Annotated in this window: 17 protein-coding genes and 1 pseudogene; 6 read left to right on the forward strand and 12 right to left on the reverse strand. The window is 75.4% G+C overall.

The window, feature by feature from the left end; translation table 11 throughout:
• The 3 genes from menD to E8D37_RS15980 are packed head-to-tail and all read right to left on the reverse strand — an operon-like array spanning window position 1 to window position 3790.
• A complete protein-coding gene (menD, locus tag E8D37_RS15970; RefSeq protein WP_136570801.1) occupies window positions 1–1680 on the reverse strand; it encodes a 2-succinyl-5-enolpyruvyl-6-hydroxy-3-cyclohexene-1-carboxylic-acid synthase in 1680 nt (559 codons plus the stop codon).
• Window positions 1677–2693, reverse strand: a complete 1017-nt coding sequence (locus E8D37_RS15975; protein ID WP_240770491.1) for an o-succinylbenzoate synthase — start codon at window positions 2691–2693, stop codon at window positions 1677–1679. The genes menD and E8D37_RS15975 overlap by 4 nt, the downstream gene beginning before the upstream one ends.
• Window positions 2690–3790: an AMP-binding protein gene (locus tag E8D37_RS15980; protein WP_136570802.1), complete on the reverse strand. Its 1101-nt coding sequence runs from the start codon at window positions 3788–3790 to the stop codon at window positions 2690–2692. Before E8D37_RS15980 ends, E8D37_RS15975 begins: the two co-directional genes overlap by 4 nt.
• 405 nt (window positions 3791–4195) lie before the next feature.
• On the opposite strand from E8D37_RS15980, the gene E8D37_RS15985 reads away from it, so the two are divergent.
• Window positions 4196–5068, forward strand: a complete 873-nt coding sequence (locus tag E8D37_RS15985) for a 1,4-dihydroxy-2-naphthoate polyprenyltransferase (RefSeq protein WP_136570803.1) — start codon at window positions 4196–4198, stop codon at window positions 5066–5068.
• A gap of 83 nt (window positions 5069–5151) precedes the next feature.
• Here the strand turns inward: E8D37_RS15985 and E8D37_RS19930 are convergent, their stop codons facing one another.
• Together E8D37_RS19930 and E8D37_RS19935 are read right to left on the reverse strand one after the other, a co-directional pair.
• Window positions 5152–5289 carry a hypothetical protein gene (locus tag E8D37_RS19930; RefSeq protein WP_168929785.1) on the reverse strand — a complete coding sequence of 46 codons (138 nt, stop codon included), beginning with the start codon at window positions 5287–5289 and terminating at the stop codon, window positions 5152–5154.
• A gap of 123 nt (window positions 5290–5412) precedes the next feature.
• Window positions 5413–5673: a DUF4229 domain-containing protein gene (locus E8D37_RS19935; RefSeq protein ID WP_168929786.1), complete on the reverse strand. Its 261-nt coding sequence runs from the start codon at window positions 5671–5673 to the stop codon at window positions 5413–5415.
• Between the two features lie 401 nt (window positions 5674–6074).
• On the opposite strand from E8D37_RS19935, the gene E8D37_RS15995 reads away from it, so the two are divergent.
• Complete coding sequence (locus E8D37_RS15995) at window positions 6075–6359, forward strand: hypothetical protein (RefSeq protein WP_136570805.1); 285 nt, start codon at window positions 6075–6077, stop codon at window positions 6357–6359.
• A gap of 241 nt (window positions 6360–6600) precedes the next feature.
• Here E8D37_RS15995 and ccsB read toward each other — a convergent pair whose 3' ends face one another.
• The 6 genes and pseudogenes from ccsB to hemL form a co-directional block, all read right to left on the reverse strand.
• Window positions 6601–7695 carry a c-type cytochrome biogenesis protein CcsB gene (ccsB, locus tag E8D37_RS16000; RefSeq protein WP_136570806.1) on the reverse strand — a complete coding sequence of 365 codons (1095 nt, stop codon included), beginning with the start codon at window positions 7693–7695 and terminating at the stop codon, window positions 6601–6603.
• A complete protein-coding gene (locus E8D37_RS16005) occupies window positions 7692–9455 on the reverse strand; it encodes a cytochrome c biogenesis protein ResB (protein WP_240770492.1) in 1764 nt (587 codons plus the stop codon). Before E8D37_RS16005 ends, ccsB begins: the two co-directional genes overlap by 4 nt.
• Window positions 9452–10213 (reverse strand): cytochrome c biogenesis protein CcdA, encoded by a 762-nt coding sequence (locus E8D37_RS16010; RefSeq protein ID WP_136570807.1) that lies wholly within the window; start codon window positions 10211–10213, stop codon window positions 9452–9454. Before E8D37_RS16010 ends, E8D37_RS16005 begins: the two co-directional genes overlap by 4 nt.
• Entirely contained in the window at window positions 10206–10916 is a 711-nt protein-coding gene (locus tag E8D37_RS16015) for a TlpA disulfide reductase family protein (RefSeq protein WP_240770493.1), read from the reverse strand. The genes E8D37_RS16010 and E8D37_RS16015 overlap by 8 nt, the downstream gene beginning before the upstream one ends.
• A 185-nt stretch (window positions 10917–11101) precedes the next feature.
• Window positions 11102–11698: pseudogene (locus tag E8D37_RS16020) on the reverse strand (histidine phosphatase family protein); the annotation flags it as partial.
• A gap of 13 nt (window positions 11699–11711) precedes the next feature.
• Window positions 11712–13001 (reverse strand): glutamate-1-semialdehyde 2,1-aminomutase, encoded by a 1290-nt coding sequence (gene hemL, locus E8D37_RS16025; protein WP_240770516.1) that lies wholly within the window; start codon window positions 12999–13001, stop codon window positions 11712–11714.
• A 377-nt stretch (window positions 13002–13378) separates the two neighbouring features.
• On the opposite strand from hemL, the gene E8D37_RS16030 reads away from it, so the two are divergent.
• From E8D37_RS16030 to E8D37_RS16045, 4 genes are all read left to right on the forward strand, one after another.
• Window positions 13379–14731 (forward strand): lytic murein transglycosylase, encoded by a 1353-nt coding sequence (locus tag E8D37_RS16030; protein WP_136570810.1) that lies wholly within the window; start codon window positions 13379–13381, stop codon window positions 14729–14731.
• Window positions 14732–14807: 76 nt separating this feature from the next.
• The gene (locus E8D37_RS16035; RefSeq protein ID WP_136570811.1) at window positions 14808–15425 is read left to right on the forward strand and encodes a DUF2231 domain-containing protein; all 618 of its coding nucleotides are present in this window, start codon (window positions 14808–14810) and stop codon (window positions 15423–15425) included.
• A gap of 41 nt (window positions 15426–15466) precedes the next feature.
• A complete protein-coding gene (locus E8D37_RS16040; RefSeq protein ID WP_240770494.1) occupies window positions 15467–16168 on the forward strand; it encodes a response regulator transcription factor in 702 nt (233 codons plus the stop codon).
• A complete protein-coding gene (locus E8D37_RS16045; RefSeq protein ID WP_136570812.1) occupies window positions 16165–17538 on the forward strand; it encodes a HAMP domain-containing sensor histidine kinase in 1374 nt (457 codons plus the stop codon). Before E8D37_RS16040 ends, E8D37_RS16045 begins: the two co-directional genes overlap by 4 nt.
• Before the next feature lie 36 nt (window positions 17539–17574).
• Here the strand turns inward: E8D37_RS16045 and hemB are convergent, their stop codons facing one another.
• A complete protein-coding gene (gene hemB, locus E8D37_RS16050; protein WP_276606506.1) occupies window positions 17575–18591 on the reverse strand; it encodes a porphobilinogen synthase in 1017 nt (338 codons plus the stop codon).
• Window positions 18592–18602: the final 11 nt, after the last annotated feature.

Here is an 18602-nt window from a genome sequence, read left to right on the forward strand (position 1 = left end):
TCAGGCGTCGGTCGCCAGCGCCCTGATCCGCGCGTCCAGCTCGCGCCGGTCGGCCCGGCCCACCCGGACCTCCACCACCTCGAGGCCGCCGTTCGGCGACGCCAGCGCCTGGTGCAGCTCCGGCAGCGACTCCACCCGCCAGTGCGGCGTCCGGGTGGCGGCGCACAGGGCAGCGAGGTCCGCGCCGTGCGGGGTGGCGAAGGCCCGCTCGAAGGAGTCGGCGTAGGCCGGTGCCCCCTGCTCCAGGGTCGCGAAGATGGAGCCGCCGTCGTCGTTGACGACGACCAGGGTGAGGTCCGGACGCGGCTCGCGCGGGCCCAGCACGAGCCCGCCCGCGTCGTGCAGGAACGTCACGTCGCCCAGCAGCGCGAGGGCGCGCGAGGAGTCGCGGCCGAGCGAGGCCCCGATCGCCGTCGAGACGATCCCGTCGATGCCCGCGAGGCCGCGGTTCGCGATCACCTTGCGGCGATCACCGACCCGGTAGCGCGGCACCATGAGGTCCAGGTCGCGCACGGGGTTGGACGGCCCCAGCACCAGCAGGCCGCCGGCGGGCAGCGCGGCCCCGACGGCCCCGGCCACCTCGTGCGGGGTGATCCCGTCCTCGGCGGCCAGCAGGGCGTCCAGGCGCCGCGAGACGTCGGCGTCGGCCGCTCGCCAGGCCTCCAGCCACGCGGGGTCGGACGTCGGCTGGTCGGGGTGGGGCCGTGCCGGCTCCAGGACCCCCGCCACGGGGTGCGGGCGGGTCGTCCAGGCGCCGCGCAGCGGCCCGGCGAGGACCTCCAAGCCCGGACGCTCCAGCAGCGCGCTCACGGGCCGCGACAGCGTCGGGTTGCCGGCCACCACGACCCGCTCGACCTGCGCGCCCAGCGGGCCCGCGAGGAGCAGCCGGTAGGTGCGGATCGCGTGGGTGCCGGTCCGCGCCCCCGAGGACGGCTCGGCCAGCAGCGGCCAGCCCGCCCGCTCGGCCAGGATGCGGGCCCACGGGCCCGCATCGTCCCCCGCGACGACGACGGTGCGGGGGGCCGGGTCCAGGAGCGGCAGGCTGCCCGGCGGCACCACCGGGGGCGGCGGGGAGGCGGGCACGGCCGCCAGCGCCGCGAGGTCGGCGGGGGGCCAGGGCGCGTGCGGCACCAGCGGCGCGTCCAGGCGCAGGTTGAGGTGCAGCGGCCCGCCCGCGACGCTCAGCTCCAGCGGCACCGGCAGCCCCGCGGAGGCGTCCAGGTCGAGCGTCGGCACGAGGCGCCCGAAGATCCCCTCCTGCTCCGTGGTCTGGTTGGCGGACGTGCCGCGCAGCCGCGCCGGGCGGTCGGCCGTGAGCGCGACCAGCCGGACCCCCGCGTGCGCCGCCTCCAGCACCGCCGGGTGCAGGTTGGCCACGGCAGTGCCCGAGGTGCACACGACGGCCGCGGGCGGGCCGGTGCGGGCCAGGCCGAGGGCGGTGAAGCCGGCCGAGCGCTCGTCCAGGCGCGTGTGGAGCCGCAGGACGCCGGCCCGATCGGCGTCCACCAGCGCCAGCGCCAGCGGGGCGTTGCGCGACCCCGGGGACAGCACGACCTCGCGCACCCCCGCGCGCACCAGGGCGGCGAGCACCGCGCGGGCGGCGAGGACCGCGCCGGGCTCGGTGGGGTCAGCGGTGTCTGCGGCGTCTGCGGGCTCAGCGGGGTCGGGGTGGGCGGTCATGCGGGTCCTTCGTGGTCCAGGAGGGCGGCCGTGCGGGCGAGCCGCTGCGTCCACCATGCCGTCCTGTCGGCCGGGGCGGCGAGCCGGGCGAGCGCGTCGACGTCCACGTCGGGGCGGGCGACGGGCAGGAGGCCGTCGACGGGCAGGGCCGGGGTGACGGCCGGGTCGGCGGTGAAGAGCTGGACGGTGGCCAGGCCGCAGGCGTGCGGCAGCTCCGGCAGGGCGGCGGCCAGCGCCACACCGGCGGCGATGCCGACCGACGACTCCAGCGCCGAGGAGACGACCACGGGCAGGCCGATGTCCTCCGCGATCCGCAGGCACGCGGCCACCCCGCCGAGGGGCTGCACCTTGAGCACGGCGACGTCGGCGGCCTCGAGGTCGCGGACGCGGTAGGGGTCCGCGGCCCGGCGGATCGACTCGTCCGCCGCCACCGGCACGCCCTGACGGCGCCGCACCTCGGCGAGCTCCTCCACCGACGCGCACGGCTGCTCGACGTACTCGAGCCCGCCCGCCGCCCTGTCGAGCAGCGGCAGGCGACGCAGGGCCGTGTCCACGTCCCAGCCGCCGTTGACGTCCACCCGCACCCGGGCGTCGGTGCCGTGCAGCGAGGCGAGCGCGTCGCGCACCGCCTCGAGCCGCGCCTCGTCCTCGCCCTCGGCCTGGCCGCGCTCGGCGACCTTCACCTTCGCCGTGCGGCACCCGCCGCGCAGGACGATCGCGTGCGCCTCCTCCGGGCCGACCGCCGGCACGGTGACGTTGACGGGCACCCCGTCGCGCACGGGCGCGGGCCACGCGCCGCTCGCCGCCTCGCGGGCGCACCGGAGCCAGGGCGCGGCCACCTCGTCGGAGTACTCGGCGAACGGGCTCCACTCGCCCCACCCGCCCGTCGCGGGGTCGCGCAGCAGCACCCCCTCGCGCACGGTCAGGCCGCGGAACCTGCTGCGCAGCGGCACCGACCAGACGTGCACCTCCGCGGTGCCGACGGTGCCGCCGGGGCCGTCGAGGCCGCTCACGCCTCGCCGCCCGTCGCCCGGGCCAGGCGCTGCAGAGCCAGCCGGTCGGGCTTGCCGTTGGCGAGCAGCGGCAGGTCCTCGAGCAGGACGAGGCGGCGCGGCGCCCACGAGCGTGGGCGCTCGGCAGCCACCGCGGCGCGCAGCCGCTCCAGGTCGGGCGGGTGCCCGGCGTCCGTGGGGACGACGAGGGCCACCAGCGCGTTCCCCCACTCCTCGTCCGGGACGCCGACCACCTCGGCCTGCCGCACCCCGGCCGTGGCCCGCAGCACCGCCGCCACGGCGGGGGCGGGCACGTTGACGCCACCGGTGACCACCACGTCGTCCAGCCGACCGAGGACCTGGAGCCGACCGTCGTCGTCGAGCCGACCGGCGTCGGAGGTGAGGAACCAGCCGTCGACCAGGCTGCCGGCGGTGAGCTGCTCGTCGAGCGTGCCCGCGGGGGTCTCGTAGCCGTCGAAGAGCGTGGGGCCCGACAGGCGGACCCGGCCGTCGGTGCCGAGCGCGAGGCCCGTGCCGTCGAGCGGGACCCCGTCGTACACGCAGCCCCCGCAGGTCTCGGCGGACCCGTACGTCGCGACCACCCGCACCCCCGCCGCGGCCGCGCGGGCCCGGAGCGCGGCGTCGACCGGGCCGCCGCCCAACAGGACGGTGTGGAACGAGCGGAGCGCCTCGACGTCGGTCGCGTGCTCGGGGCTGCCGTCGAGCATCCGGTGCAGCTGCGTGGGGACGAGCGAGACGAAGCGGTCGGCGTCGGGGTGCGCGGCGACGAGGGCGTGCGCGGCCGCCGCGAAGGAGGGGTGCTCGTCCGCGATCACCGGCCGGTGGCCCGCCAGCAGGGAGCGGGCGATGACGTTGAGGCCCGCCACGTACCCGGCCGGCAGCGTGAGGAGCCACGGGCCCGCCGCTCCCACGCGCCGGGCGCTGGCCGCCGCCGAGGCGAGGACCGCCCGGCGGGACAGCCGCACGCGCTTCGGGACCCCCGTGGAGCCGCTCGTCGTGACCACCAGCGGCTCGGGGTGCGCTCCCGGGTCGCCGGCCGGGGCCAGCCAGGCCTCCAGGGCGTCGACGACCTCGGCCGGGCTCTGCGGAACGTCCACCCTGAGAACCTAGCCCTGCCGCGTGCCCGCCCGCGGGGCGGGTGAGCCCGTTGGCCGGTGGCCGGGTGGTGCCGGCACGACGTCCAGACCGTCCGGGTGGCAGTCGTGACCCCGACGCGTCGCGGACGTTGGGCCGGTGCGGTCGCGCGGAGGGTCCCCCCACTTCTCCCTCCGGTGGCCGCAGCCGCACAGACGGCACCGGCGTGGGATCCGGTGCTCCCGGGTCCCACGCCCCCTCCGCCGTCCTGTGCTCTGTTCTCTGTGCCGCTCTTCCGGGTGCCCGCCGTCCGGGTGCCCGCTTCTGCCCGCCGCGGTGGGCGGGGCCTGCGCTGGGTCACTCCCTCGGACGCGCCGCGGCGCCCCACCGACGTCGGGTGGGCAGGACGACTGGTTGAATCGTCCGTCGTGGCCACCGCAGCACAGTGGGTCGCCGGTTCGCGGCCCCGCACCCTCCCCGCCTCCGTCTCCCCCGTCATCGCCGGGACCGGCGTCGCCGCCGCGGCCGGCGAGGCCGTGTGGTGGAAGGCGCTGCTGGCGGCCGTCGTGGCGCTCGCGCTGCAGGTGGCGGTCAATTACGCCAACGACTACTCCGACGGCGTGCGCGGCACCGACGAGGTGCGCGTGGGTCCGATGCGGCTCGTCGGCTCCGGTGCCGCCACCCCGTCCGCGGTGAAGCGCGCCGCGTTCCTCGCCTTCGGCGTCGCGGGCGTCGCCGGGCTCGTCCTCGCCGCCACGAGCGCCTGGTGGCTGGTCCTGCTCGGCGTGGTCTGCGTGATCGCGGCCTGGACCTACACCGGCGGCCCGCGGCCCTACGGCTACGCGGGCCTGGGCGAGGTCATGGTGTTCGTGTTCTTCGGGCTCGTGGCCGTCGTCGGGACGACGTACGTGCAGACCGGCACCGCACCCGGCAGCGCGTGGGTGGCAGCCGTCGGCATCGGGCTGCTGGCCTGCGCGATCCTCGTCGCCAACAACCTGCGCGACATCCCCACCGACTCCGAGACCGGCAAGCGCACCCTCGCCGTGCTGCTCGGCGACCGGGCCACGCGGGTCGGCTACGTCGCGATGATCGTCGGGGCCGGGGTGTGCCTAGTCGTCCTCGCCGCCCTCACGTCGTGGTGGGCGCTGCTCGGCCTCGCCTTCGTGCTCCCGGCGCTGCGCGGGGTGCGGACCGTCCTCGGCGGCGCCGCCGGACCCGCCCTCATCCCCGTCCTCGCCTCGACCGGCGCGGCCGAGCTCCTCTGGTCGCTCGGCGCGGCCGTCCCGCTGCTGCTGGTCTGAGCGGGGCGCGGGCTGGCCGGCCGCTCCGACGTCGGGATGCCGCCGGTCGGGCTGTGCCTGGGCTCAGCCGGGCGCCCGGCGTCCTACTTGCGCTTGCGGTCGAGGTGGCGCTGCACGCGGGCGGGGTCCTGACCCAGGATCTTGCCCAGGATCTCGGCGCGCATCCGCCAGGCGACCACGACGAGTCCGATGAGGACGAGCACGATCAACAGCTTCAGCATGCGTCCACCGTACGCCCGGGGCGGCTGGTCGCGGACCGTCGTCGCGACGTCCGCCCTCTTCGCGGGGACGCCGCGGACCGGCTGGCGGCGGGGTCTCCGAGTGAGCCGGGGCCGACCGTTGGGTCAGTCGACGTCCTCGCGGGCGCGCATCTCCTCGTACTTCGTCGCGGCCTTGCGCGCGCGCTCGTCGACCCGGGCCGCGAACGCCCTGCGGGGGGCGTCGAGGATCTTCACGCCGGCGATGCCGCTGATCAGCAGGGCGATGATGGCGGAGAGGAAGAGGTTCGGCGTGCCGGCGACGATCGCCCACACCCCCAGCACGACGGCGAGCGTCGCCAGGAACAGCAGCAGGCGCAGGGCGGTGTAGAACGCGAACTCCTTCACGCCACCAGGGTAGGTGCAGCCCGTCCCGGCGTCCTGATCGGCGTGGATCTGCCCCCGACGCCCCGACCCGCGCCGCCGCCACTGGACGTCATACGAACCGGCCGCAGAACGAGCCCCCACGTATGACGTCCCGGGTGGCCGTCGCCGGACGTCATACGAAACGGCCGCCCGCCCCCGGACGTCATACGAACCGGCCGCAGAACGAGCCTCGACGTATGACGTCCCGGACGGCCTCCACGGGACGTCATACGAACCGGCCACAGAACGAGCCTCGACGTATGACGTCCCGGGCGACCGGTGGGCGCGGGCGGTAGCGAGGTATCCGGGAAGGGCGAACGTGGTGCGGTCCGGTGCGGAACGACCCCTGCCCGCGTCACCACCACCGTCCTACAGTGACAAGCATGCTAGGGCTGGTGCTGATGATGGTCCTGGTCGCCGGTGCGACCTACCTCGTCGTGCGCGCGCTGCAGCGGGCGGGGCGTCTCGAACCCGGAGCGACGGTGCTGCAGCCGCGACGACCGCGACCAGCCACCCCGCCCCGCCAGCCGCGCCAGGCCCGACCCGGCCGCGAGCGGGGTCGGCGCGCCTGGAACCAGCCGCTCTCCTTCGTCCCGCCGGACGACGACCCGGAGTTCATGGCCGAGCTCGACCGTCGACTGCACGGCGACGGCTCCGACCACGTCTGACCCGCGCCGCCGGTGAGCGGTGCGCCACCAACCGGTCACCCGCACCAGCAGGTTGCTCACACACCGCCCACCAGCCACCGGCACCACCGGCGGTGCGCCACCAACCGGTCACCCGCACCAGCAGGTTGCTCACACACCGCCCACCAGCCACCCGCGCCGCCACGTTGCTCACACACCCCCCCAACGCAGCAGGGCCGGCACACCACAACGGTGTGCCGGCCCTGCTGCGTGAGGAACGCGGTCAGTCGCCGGGCGACACCCCCGCGGTGGCGACGACCGGGGAGCCGGTCGGGGCGTCCGCGTAGGAGTGCTGCGACGTGGTGGAGAAGTAGTTGATCCCGATGAAGTTGAACCACAGCGTGCCCATGCCGACGAGGGCGAGGATCGCGGCGGAGCGGCCGCGCCAGCCGGCGGTCGCGCGGGCGTGCAGGTAGGCCGCGTAGACGACCCAGGTGATGAACGCCCAGACCTCCTTCGGGTCCCAGTTCCAGTAGCGGGACCAGGCCTCGTGCGCCCAGATGGGGCCGGTGATGAGCACGGCGAACGTCCACACCGGGAACGCGAAGGCGTGCAGGCGGTAGGAGACGAGGTCGAGGCGCTCGGTGCCGGGGACGCGGGCCCACCAACCGCGGTCGGGGCCCACCTCCTCGCCGGCGGCCACGGCCTCGGCCCTCTTGCGCTCGCGGCGCGACTGGATCAGGTAGAAGACCGAGGTGATGCCGCCGACCGTGAAGGCACCGGTCGCGATCACGGCCGAGACCACGTGGATGACCAGCCAGTACGAGTGCAGCGACTCCATCAGCGGCTCGACGGGCGCGTAGAGCCACAGCACCGCGACCATGAGGATGGCGAGGACGACGGTGAGGACGACCGGGGCCATCCAGTCCAGGCCGAACTTGCGGCGGACCAGCAGGTAGATCAGCGCGACGACGAACGTGCCGGTCAGCGTGAACTCGTACATGTTGCCCCAGGGCACGCGGTGCGGCTCGGCGGCCATGCCGCGCGCGACCAGGCCGACGAGGTGCACGGCCACGGCGATGCACGTGAGCAGCACGCCGAAGGTGCCGGCCATCGTGACCCGGTCCTCCTGGCGCTCCACGTCCTCCGCGCTCAGGGCGGGGGCGTCCGCGGAGTCAGCCGAGGCCGAGGCGGAGGAGGCGGAAGAAGAAGAGGACGTCGCGCCGACCGCGACGGGCTGCTCGGCCTTCACCTCGGACTGGGCGACGGTGCGCAGCAGCGCCCACTCGGCCAGGTGCGCGAGCAGCGCCAGGAAGTACACGATCCCGGCCGCGGCGATGGCCTGGTTGCTCAGGCCCTCCCAGGCTGTCTGGCTCATGCCTGCTCCTTGTCGTCCGGGGCAGTGCCCGGCTCGTCAGTGGGGTGGGGGGTGGCGACCGGGGGCTCGGTCGCGTCGGCGGCCGGCTCGGGGTCGCGGTCGTCCTCGGCCCTCAGGTCGGCCACGATACCGGCGAGCACGGCATCGACGTCACCGCCGCCCGAACGGTCGAGGACGGCGAGCTCGACGAGGGTGCCCTCGTCGGTCTCGCGGGCCCGCACCCACGCACGGCGGGGGCGGATGAAGAGGGAGCCCATCAGGCCGATGAGCATCAGGATCACGCCCGACAGCGCGATCTTCTTGCCGGGCGTCTGGCTGATCTGGACGCGCACCCACGGCTCGACGCCCTCGAAGGTGACCTTGCCCAGGCCGTTCGGCAGCTTGATGGTGTCGCCGACCTGCATGTCGAGGCGGAACGGCTTGCCGTTCTTCTTCAGGATCTGGGTCGCGTTGTCCTTGTCGAGCACGTAGACCGACTGGGACTGCCCGTCCTCCAGGCCGAGGTCGCCGTAGTAGGCCAGCATCGAGAGGGTCGGGTTGAGGTCGTTGCCCATGACGTTGATCGGGTCGCCGTTGGCGAGCACGTACGTCGGGTAGAACAGCCCCTCGAGGCCGATCGCCTTCGGCGAGGCGGCCTGCGCCTTCACCACGCCGAAGGACAGCAGCGTGGAGTCCTGCGGCAGGAAGATCGTCGGCCCGGAGTAGGCCACGTCGCCGTTGCCGTCGGTGACCGTGATGACCGGGGCGTAGCCGTGGCCGACCAGGAAGACCTCGGTGCTGCCGATGGTGAGCGGGTGGTTCACCTTGAGGTCGTAGGTCTGCTCCTCGGCGCCCGGGGAGTCGGTGTAGGTCAGCGCCGCCGAGTAGCCCTGGCTGGTGCCGTCGTCGAGCCAGGTGATGTCGAAGTCGTCGACGCTGAAGTTGAACGGCTCCATGGAGTCGGAGTCGAAGAGCGTCCCCGGGTTGAAGTCGTCGTACTGCGTCAGGTTGTTGGAGAAGCCGCTGCCCACCACGACGATGACGGCGCCCTGGTAGCCGAACAGCGAGCCCAGCGCGAAGCCGACCAGCACGACGAGGATCGCCAGGTGGAAGACGAGGTTGCCGGCCTCGCGGAGGAAGCCCCGCTCGGCCGAGACCGCGCCGTCCTCGCCCTCGGTGACGGGACGCAGCCGGTATCGGCCCTTCTTCAGCACGGCGCGGGCGGCCTCGTGGACCTCGTCGGCCGACCGGTCGGTGAGGAAGACGGAGTGGACGGGCAGCCGGGTCAGGTGGCGCGGCGCCTTCGGCGGCTTCGCGCGCATCGCCTTCGCGTAGACCCGCAGCCGCGGCACGATGCAGCCGACCAGGCTGATCATCAGCAGCACGTAGACGGCCGCGAACCAGGGCGAGTCGTAGACCGCGAAGAGGTCGAGCTTCTCGTAGATCGGCGCCAGGGTGGGGTGCGCCGTCTTCCAGTTGCTCGCCGCCAGGGAGTCGACGTCCGTCTGCGGGATGATCGAGCCCGGCACGGCGGCCAGGGCCAGCAGCAGGAGCAGGACCAGCGCCGTCCGCATGGACGTGAGCTGGCGCCACGCCCAGCGCAGCATCTCGCGGGCGCCGAGCTCGCCGGGTCGTCGCCCGTCGTCCCCGCCCTTCGAGGTGGACGCCGTGCCGGCACCCCCGTCGCCGCCGGTACCCGCCCCGGCCTCCGGCCCGTCGGGGCCGTCCGCGTCGTCGGCCGTCGGGTCGAGGTCGGAGAGCCGGCCCTCGGTGGTGCTCACACGCTCACCTCGTAGTCGCTGATGACGCGGGACTGGAGCCACGTGACGGCCCAGTCCCACCAACCGGTCAGGATCAGCACGCCGACGAGGACGAGCATCGCCCCGCCCGCACGCGTGATCCACACCTGGTGCCGACGGACCCAGCCGACGGCCCCGAGCATCCGCCGCCAGGCGAGGCCCGCCACGACGAAGGGGATGCCCAGACCCAGGGAGTAGAAGGTCAGGAGGAGGGCGCCGCGCTGCGCGGTGCCCTGGTCGTAGCCCAGCCCGAGGATGACCCCCAGGGTCGGGCCGATGCACGGCGCCCAGCCGAGGCCGAAGAGGAAGCCGAGCAGCGGCGCCGCCGCCAGCCCGACCGCCGGCACCCGGTGCACCCGGACGTCACGCTGCAGCCACGGCACGCGCAGGACGCCGAGGAAGACGAGACCCAGCGCGATGACGACCACGCCCAGGACGACGTCCAGGAGGTCCTTGTTCAGGAGGACCCACGTCCGCAGCGAGCCGACCAGCGCGCCGAGGATGACGAACCAGACGGTGAAGCCCAGGACGAACAGGATCGACCCGGCGAGCATCCGGCCGCGGCGCACCGTGCCGGCCGCGAGGTCGGCCCCCGACAGCCCGGTGGCGTACGAGAGGTAACCGGGCAGCAGGGGCAGCACGCACGGGGAGAAGAACGAGACGAGACCCGCCAGCACCGCGACCGGCACGGCGAGCAGCAGCGACCCGGAGTAGGTCGTCGCCTCGAACCACTCAGTCATCCGCGCCGTCCGACGCCTTCGCCGAGGCCTTCGCGGAAGCGGACGCGGACGCCGACGCCGACGCCGAGGAGCCACCCACGTCGATCGAGCCGGCCGCGGGGCCGCCGGCGCTCTCGATGAGCGACTCCAGCGTCAGCTCGGACGGCACGGGGCCGGCGATGACGGAGGCGACCTTGCCGTCGGTGTCGATCACGAGGGTGGTCGGCATCGAGCGCGGGGCGGTGCTGCCCGGGAACGAGAGCAGGGCCTTGCCGGTCGGGTCGTAGATCGAGGGGTAGTCGACGCCCCGGTCGCGCTCGAAGGCCTGGGCGAGCTCGATGGAGTTGTCGCGGATGTTGATCCCCACGAAGTCCACGTCGTCGCCGTAGGCGTCCGAGAGCTCGGTGAGCATCGGCATCTCCTTGATGCACGGCCCGCACAGGCTCCACCAGACGTTGACGACCACGACGGTGCCGCGGTGGTCCGCGAGGTCGTAGGTGCCGCCGTCGACGGTGTCGCCGGAGAGGTCGACGGGCCCGAGGCGGTCGGCCTGGTCGTACTCGACCACCGAGCCGTCGCCGGCCACGTAGTCGAGGTCACCGGTGCTGCCCAGCGAGGAGCAGCCGGCCAGGAGCAGCGCGAGCACCCCGGTGACCGCCACGAGGGCGGGGGCCAGGACGCGGCGGCGCCGGCCCGTCCGGGTGGAGCTCCGGGACAGGCTCACCGGCCGCCCTCCTCTTCGGTGTCGTGTGCGGTGGCGTGCGCGGGGTCGTGCGCAGGGTCGGGGTTGCCGCCGTGGTCGGCGGCGTAACCGGGGTCGTCCTCCGCGGGCGCGGCGAGCGCCGGCGGCGCCTCCTCCGTGCCCCCCGCGGAGAACGCGTCGCGGCGGGCCTGCACGGGGACGAGGTCGCCGGCGGGCTCGGAGTAGGTGATGCGCAGCAGCGTGGCGTCCTCGTACTCCAGCGACGTCAGCGAGCACAGCGTGCACTGGCGGCGGCGCGGGTCGTGGAGGTAGCGACGGCCCTCGAGGTGCAGGCGGGTCGTCCAGATGGGCAGCTGGTGGGAGACCAGGACGGCCTCGTGCCCCTCCGCCACCACGCGGGCCGACTCGATCGCCGCGAGCATGCGGGTCGCGATCTCGCGGTACGGCTCGCCCCACGAGGGCCGGAACGGGTTGCGCAGGTGCTTCCACGCCTTCGGGCTGCGCAGCAGCCCGCCCTGGCTGAAGGTCTCGCCGGCGAACACGTTCCACGACTCGATCAGCCGCGGGTCGCTGCCGATGGGCAGGCCCAGCGCCGTCGCGAGCGGGGCGGCGGTCTCCTGCGCCCGCTCCAGCGGGGAGGCCGCCACGTGGACGATGTCGCGGTCGCCGACCTGGTCGGCGACCCGCTCGGCCATCCGTCGTCCGAGCGCCGAGAGGTGGAAGCCCGGGCTGCGCCCGTAGAGGACGCCGCCGGGGTTGTGGACCTCGCCGTGACGCAGCAGGTGGACGACGGTGCGTGACATGGGTGCTCCCGGCTCAGGCGTCCTGGCCGGCCGCGGCCGCCGCGCGGGCGGCGCCGGGCAGCGCCTCGAGGACGGTGGTGACGGCCCGCTCGTCGTGGGCGGAGGAGAGGAACCAGGCCTCGTAGGCCGACGGCGGGAGGTAGACCCCCGCGTCGAGCATCGCGTGGAAGAACGCCTTGTACGCGCCCGAGTCGGTTCGCGAGGCGTCCGCGAAGTCCCGCACCGGCCCCTCGGTGAAGAACACCGAGAACATCGTGCCGGTCGCCTGGACGGTGTGCGCGACGCCGGCCGCGGTCAGGGCCTCCGAGGCGGCCTGCTTGATGGCGTCGGCCGCCGAGGCGACGTGGTCGTAGACCTCGGGGGTGGCCAGGCGCAGGGTGGTGAGGCCGGCCGTCGTCGCGACCGGGTTCCCGGCGAGCGTCCCCGCCTGGTAGACGGGGCCCTCCGGGGAGAGGTGGTGCATGACGTCCGCGCGACCGCCGAAGGCCGCGGCGGGGAAGCCGCCGCCCATGACCTTGCCGAAGGTGACGAGGTCGGGCACCCAGCCCTCGGGCTTGCCGTCGAGGCCCCACTGCCCCTCGCGGGTGACGCGGAAGCCGGTCATCACCTCGTCGGAGATGAACAGCGCGCCGTGCTCGCGGCAGGTGCGCGCGAGGAACTCGTTGAAGCCGGGCTCCGGCGGGACGACGCCCATGTTGCCCGGGGAGGCCTCGGTGATGAGGCAGGCGATGCGGGGGCCGTGCTCGGCGAAGGCCGCGGTCACCGCCTCCCGGTCGTTGTAGGGCAGCACCAGCGTGAGCTCCGTCGAGGACGCCGGGACGCCCGGCGTGCCCGGCACCGCGAAGGTCGCCAGGCCGGAGCCGGCGCTGGCGAGCAGGGCGTCGACGTGGCCGTGGTAGCAGCCCGCGAACTTGATGACGACGTCGCGGCCGGTGAAGCCGCGGGCCAGCCGGATCGCGCTCATCGTGGCCTCGGTCCCCGAGGAGACGAACCGGACGCGCTCGACCGGCGTGCGGGAGACGATCTCCTCGGCGAGCTCGACCTCGGGCTCGGTGGGCGTCCCGTAGGACGTGCCGCGGGCGACGGCCGCCGCGACCGCCGCCTGCACCTCCGGGTGCGCGTGGCCGAGCAGCATCGGGCCCCAGGAGCAGATGAGGTCGACGTACTCGTTCCCGTCGACGTCCGTGAGCCAGGCGCCCTGCGCGGAGCGGATGAAGCGGGGCGTCCCGCCCACCGCGTTGAAGGCGCGCACGGGCGAGTTCACGCCACCGGGGGTGACGGCACGGGCGCGGTCGAAGAGCACCGCGGAGGCGTCGGATCCCCGACCCGTGACGTGGCCGGCTGACTGCTGCTCGGAGGAGGTCACCCCGTCATTGTGCAAGGCGGCAGGCTAGCCGCCGAATCGCTCCCCGACGCTGTGGGACCCCTGAGGAGAGCCGGTGGAGCCACACCTGAGAGCGGTGCCGGGGGAACGTCAGGGCGCCGGTGGCAGCCTCCGCCCCGACCCGAGGCGTCCCGCGGGTGGTCCAGGTCTGACCGATCGGCGGAGCCGCACGCGGTACCCCGGCCCGTAACGTCGACAGGGATGTGTCGTTGGTCTCAGCACGGGTAAGGGAGACAGGTGCCCACCGGTCACGACGACCGGGGCACGGCACCGCAGCACCACGAGGGAGCACCACCATGACGCAGCGCAGCACGCGCACCCCGCGCCGCACCGGCTCGACCGGGGCCGGCGGCCGCCGCACCGGCTGGAGCAGGGCGGGCGCGCTCGTCCCGCTCGGGATCGTCTCGGCCGCGGTCACCGCCGCGCTGGTCAACCCCGGCACGGGCGTCGGGCCCGCGCTCACGGCGCAGACCTCCGAGCAGGCCCCGGGGGCCGCCGAGGGCACGCTGCCGGACGGCACGACGCTGCCCACCTCCGTCCTCCGTGACCCCGCCACCGTCTCCGGGGGCCGGTCGAGCTCGACCGCCCTGGCGCGCCGCAGCGCCGGCGTCACCGCCGCCTCCACCTCCAGCGCCGCCATCCCCGACGCCGCGCTGGTCGCCTACCAGCGAGCCGAGTCCGTCATGGCCGCCGCCGACCCGGGCTGCCACCTCGGCTGGGCGCTCCTGGGCGCCATCGGCCGCGTCGAGTCCGACCACGGCCGCTACGGCGGCAGCGTCCTGGGCGCGGACGGCGTGAGCCGGCCGGGCATCTTCGGCCCCGCCCTCGACGGGACGCACGGCACGACCCGCGTCGCCGACACCGACGGCGGCCGCCTCGACGGCGACGCCGACCTCGACCGCGCCGTCGGCCCCATGCAGTTCATCCCGTCCACCTGGAGCCTCGTGGGCGTGGACGGGGACGGCGACGGGCAGCGCAACCCGCAGGACATCGACGACGCGGCGCTGGCCGCGGGCGTCTACCTCTGCTCCGGCGACTCCGACCTGAGCAGCGCCTCGGGCGTGCGCGAGGCGGTCTACCGCTACAACCACTCCGACGCCTACGTCGCGCTGGTCGAGCAGATCATGGACTCCTACACGGCCGGCGACTACAGCGCGGTGCCGACCTCGGTGCGCGGCGGCGACCTCATCGCCGCGCTCCCGGAGCCGGAGCCGGTCGTCGCCCACCAGGGGAAGAAGCACCAGGGCACCCGCGGGCACGGCGGCGCGTCGGGCACGTCCGGCGGCTCGACGTCCACGAGCCCGAGCGCGCCCGCCACCAGCGGCGCGTCCTCCGGCTCCGGCAGCACCTCCGGCGGCAGCGGGTCCGGCTCGAGCGGCTCCGGCGGCTCCGGCGGCTCCGGCGGTTCCGGCTCGGGCTCGGGCTCCGGTTCCGGCACCTCCGGCGGAGCCGCCCAGGACGCCGCGGAGGCCGTCTCCTCCGCCGTCGGCACCGTGACCTCGGCCGTGCCGAGCACGGGCAGCGAGCCGGTCGACGACACCCTCACCCGCGCCGAGGCCCTCGCGCAGTGCACGCTCGAGGGCGTCATCGACAACCCGCTCACCAGCGCGGACGAGCTCGAGCAGTGCATCCAGGGGCTGCTGGGCTGACGGCAGCCCCTCGGCCACGGGTCGCGGTCAGGTCGCGGTCAGGTCGCCGTCAGGTTCTCCCTCCTACCCTCCCCGGGTGACGTGGACGATCGACGGACTCCCCGTGCACCCGCTCGTGGTGCACGCCGTCGCCGTGCTCGTCCCGCTCGCGGCCCTCGGCACCCTCGCCGTCGCGCTGCGCCCCTCCTGGCGGCGGCCGTACGGTCCCCTGGTCGTCGCCTGCTCCGTGGTCGCCGTCGGTCTGCTGCCGGTGGCCGTGGAGAGCGGCGAGGGCCTCGAGCGGTACGTGGGTGAGCCGGAGCAGCACGCCAGGCTGGGCGAGAGCCTCCTCTGGTACGTGCTCCCCCTCCTCCTGCTCTCCGCGGCGCTGGTCGCCCTGGACCGTCGCGCGGCGTCCCCGTCGGCCGCGACCGGTCCGGGGCGGCCGGCGTCCCCATCTCCCACCGGCGACCGCCCGGCATCCGCGCACGGTGTGCCGTGGCGCACCGTCGAGCGCACCGTGGCGGCCCTGGCCGTGGTGGCCGCGGTGGTCGCGGTGGTCCAGGTCGGACGCGTGGTGGAGACCGGCACTCGCGCCGTGTGGGGCGACACCCCCGGGGCCGTCGGCGGCCGCACGGACCACGACCGCGACGTGGACGGCGGGGTGGACGGCGGGGTGGACGGCGTGACCGACACGTCCCCCGACGGGCGCTGAGGCCCTGCCCGCCACGGCGTCCACCTCTCTAGGGTGGCCGCGTGAGCGGACCGGGCCCGGGAGCGGGCGCAGCAGCAGGCACCGGCGTCCGGGTGGGCGTCTGCGAGGACGACGCGGCGATCCGGCGGGTCCTGCGGGCCGCGCTCGAGCAGGCCGGCCACGAGGTGGTCATGACCCACGACGGCGGCGAGGCCCGGCGCGTCCTGGCCACGGCGCCGATCGACGTCCTCGTGCTCGACATCGGCCTGCCCGACGCCGACGGCCGCGACGTCTGCCAGGCCCTGCGGGCCGCGGGCCAGCAGGCGCCCGTCCTCTTCCTCACCGCCTACGACGCCCCGCAGGACGTGGCGGCCGGCTTCCACGCCGGCGGCGACGACTACGTGGTCAAGCCGTTCGAGCTCACCGAGGTGCTGCTCCGGGTGGCGGCCCTCGCGCGCCGCTACCGGCCCGTCCGCGCGGCGTCCGCCTCCGGCCTCGACCTGGACCCCGCCCGGCACGCCCTCGTCGGCGAGCGGGAGGTGACGCTCACGCCCACCGAGTTCCGGCTCCTGGCGGCCCTGGCGGGCCGCCCGGGCGAGGTGGTCCGCCGGGCGGAGCTCGTGGCCGCGGCCTGGCCCGACGGCGCCTGGGTCAGCGAGAACACCCTGGACTCGTTCGTCCGCCGGGTCCGCACGAAGCTCGCGGACGCCGGCGCCCCGGCCGTGATCGAGACGGTCCGCGGCGTCGGGCTGGTGCTGCGGTGAGCGCGTCCGCCCGGCCGCCCCGCAGCGTCCGCCGCCGCGTGGTCCGCACGACGGCCGCGGCCGCGGCACTGGCGATGCTCCTGCTGCTCCTCGTCCTCTACGGGGTGCTCGAGCAGGTGGTCGACCACCGGATGCGCGGCGCGCTGTCGGACCGGCTCGACGAGGCCGTGTCCGTGTGGACCTCGACGGACGCCGGCACGCAGAGCGACGACGACCCGCTCGACGAGCTCGACGGCCCGGTCGTGCTCCTCGACGCCGACGGCGTCGTCCAGGCCGGTCACCTCCCGGCGTCGCTGCGCGACCCGGTCGACCGGCTCCTGGCCAGGGGCGTGCTGCCCCAGGGCGAGATCGCCGAGGACTGGCAGGTGCGCGCGCGGCAGGTGGACCTGCCCTCCGCCGACGGCGGGACCCTCACCGACGCGGTGCTCGTCGCCGCCGAGGCCACCGGCCCCTACGAGTCCGCGGAGCACCTGGCGCTCATCGCCACCGCGGTGCTGGCGGTGCTCACCGTCGGCGGGGTCGCCGCCACCGCCGCCTGGACGGTCGGCCGCGCGCTGGCGCCCGTCACCGTCATGGCCGCCGCGGCCGACGGCTGGAGCGAGACCGACCTGTCCCGGCGCTTCGGGCTCGGCACCCCACGCGACGAGCTCACGGCGCTCGGCGCCACCCTCGACCGGCTGCTGGGCCGCGTCGAGCGCGCCCTGCACGCCGAGCGCCGGCTCACGGCCGAGGTCGCCCACGAGCTGAGGACGCCGCTGACCGCCGTCCTCGCCACCGCCGACCTGATGCTGCTGCGCACCGACCTCGACGACGACGTGCGGGAGGCGTTCGAGGAGATCCACGACGGCGCGCGCCGCACGGCGGACGCCGTCACCTCGCTCGTCTCGCTGGCCCGCTCCGGCGGGGTCCAGGGGCGGTGCAGCGTCGCCGACCTGCTCACCGCGCTCGACCTCACCGGTGTCGACGTCGCGGTGGACGACGGGCTGCCCGACCTCGACGTCCCCGTCGACCTCGCGGTCCGCGCCGTCTCCCCGCTGCTCGACAACGCCCGGCGGCACGCGCCGGGCGCGGTGCGGCTGGGCGTGGGCCTGCGGGCGCCGGAGGCCACGACGGGCACGACGGCCGGCACCGGCACGGGCGCGCTCGTCGCGCTCCTCGTCGAGGACGACGGGCCGGGGGTCGCCCCCGGCAGCGACCCGTTCGCCGAGGGCGGCCTCGGGCTCCCGCTGGCGCGCCGGGTGGCGCGGACCGGCGGCGGGGACGTCGTCCTGCTGGCCCCGGACGAGGCCCGGGACGAGCCCCGGGACGAGCCGCGCGGCGAGGGCGGGCGCGGGGCCCGGTTCGAGGTCACCCTCCCGGCGGTCGACTGACGTCCGGCCCCGGGAGCCCGCGCCGGACCGGCCGCGTCAGCGCAGCCAGCCCGCGGCCTCGACGGCCCAGTAGGTGAGGATGACGTCGGCGCCGGCGCGGTGGATCGAGGTGAGCGTCTCGAGCACGGCCTGCTGGCGGTCGATCCAGCCGTTCGCCGCGGCGGCCTCGACCATCGCGTACTCGCCGGAGATGTTGTAGGCGGCGACCGGGACGCCGACGGTGTCCCGCACCCGCCGGATCACGTCCAGGTAGGCCAGCGCGGGCTTCACCATGACGATGTCGGCGCCCTGCTCCACCTCGAGCACCGCCTCGCGCACGCCCTCGCGGGCGTTGGCCGGGTCCTGCTGGTAGGTCCGACGGTCGCCCTGGAGCTCGGAGTCGACGGCCTTGCGGAACGGGCCGTAGAAGGCCGAGGCGTACTTCGCGCCGTAGGCGAGGATCGCCACGTCGAGGTGCCCGGCGCCGTCGAGGGCGTCGCGGATCACCGCGACCTGGCCGTCCATCATGCCGCTGGGCCCGATGACGTCGACGCCGGCGGCGGCCTGCGCGCGCGCCATCTCGGCGTAGATCTCGAGGGTCGCGTCGTTGTCGACGGCACCGGTGGGCGTGAGGACGCCGCAGTGGCCGTGGTCGGTGAACTCGTCGAGGCAGAGGTCGGCCTGGACGGTGAGGGCGTCGCCCACCTCGGCCTTCACCCCGGCGATGGCGCGGTTGAGCACCCCGTCGGGGTCGATGCCGGCCGTGCCGCGGGCGTCCCGCTCGGCGGGGACGCCGAAGAGCATGATCCCGCCGATCCCGGCCTCGGCGGCCTCGGCGGCCGCCCGGCGCAGGGTGTCCTGGGTGTGCTGGACGACGCCCGGCATCGAGGAGATCGGCTTGGGCTCGGTGAGCGTCTCGCTCACGAACGCCGGGAGGATCAGCTGCCGGCCGCGGACCTCCTGCTCGCGGACCATCGCGCGCATCGTCGCCGAGGTGCGCAGCCGACGGGGCCGGACGATCGGGGCGGTGGCGCGGGGCGCGGGCGCGAGCGGGGGCAGCTGCGGGTCGGTCACGGGTGGTTCTC

The sequence above is a fragment of the Nocardioides sp. GY 10127 genome, from assembly GCF_004919085.1.
In the GTDB taxonomy this organism is placed as follows: domain Bacteria; phylum Actinomycetota; class Actinomycetes; order Propionibacteriales; family Nocardioidaceae; genus Nocardioides.

Coding starts and splice junctions, on each gene's coding strand:
- E8D37_RS15995 (WP_136570805.1), top strand. CDS start 6,075: ATGCTAGGGCTGGTGCTGATGATGGTCCTGGTCGCCGGTGCGACCTAC.
- E8D37_RS16010 (WP_136570807.1), bottom strand. CDS start 10,213: ATGACTGAGTGGTTCGAGGCGACGACCTACTCCGGGTCGCTGCTGCTC.
- menD (WP_136570801.1), bottom strand. CDS start 1,680: ATGACCGCCCACCCCGACCCCGCTGAGCCCGCAGACGCCGCAGACACC.
- ccsB (WP_136570806.1), bottom strand. CDS start 7,695: ATGAGCCAGACAGCCTGGGAGGGCCTGAGCAACCAGGCCATCGCCGCG.
- E8D37_RS19930 (WP_168929785.1), bottom strand. CDS start 5,289: ATGCTGAAGCTGTTGATCGTGCTCGTCCTCATCGGACTCGTCGTGGTC.
- E8D37_RS16030 (WP_136570810.1), top strand. CDS start 13,379: ATGACGCAGCGCAGCACGCGCACCCCGCGCCGCACCGGCTCGACCGGG.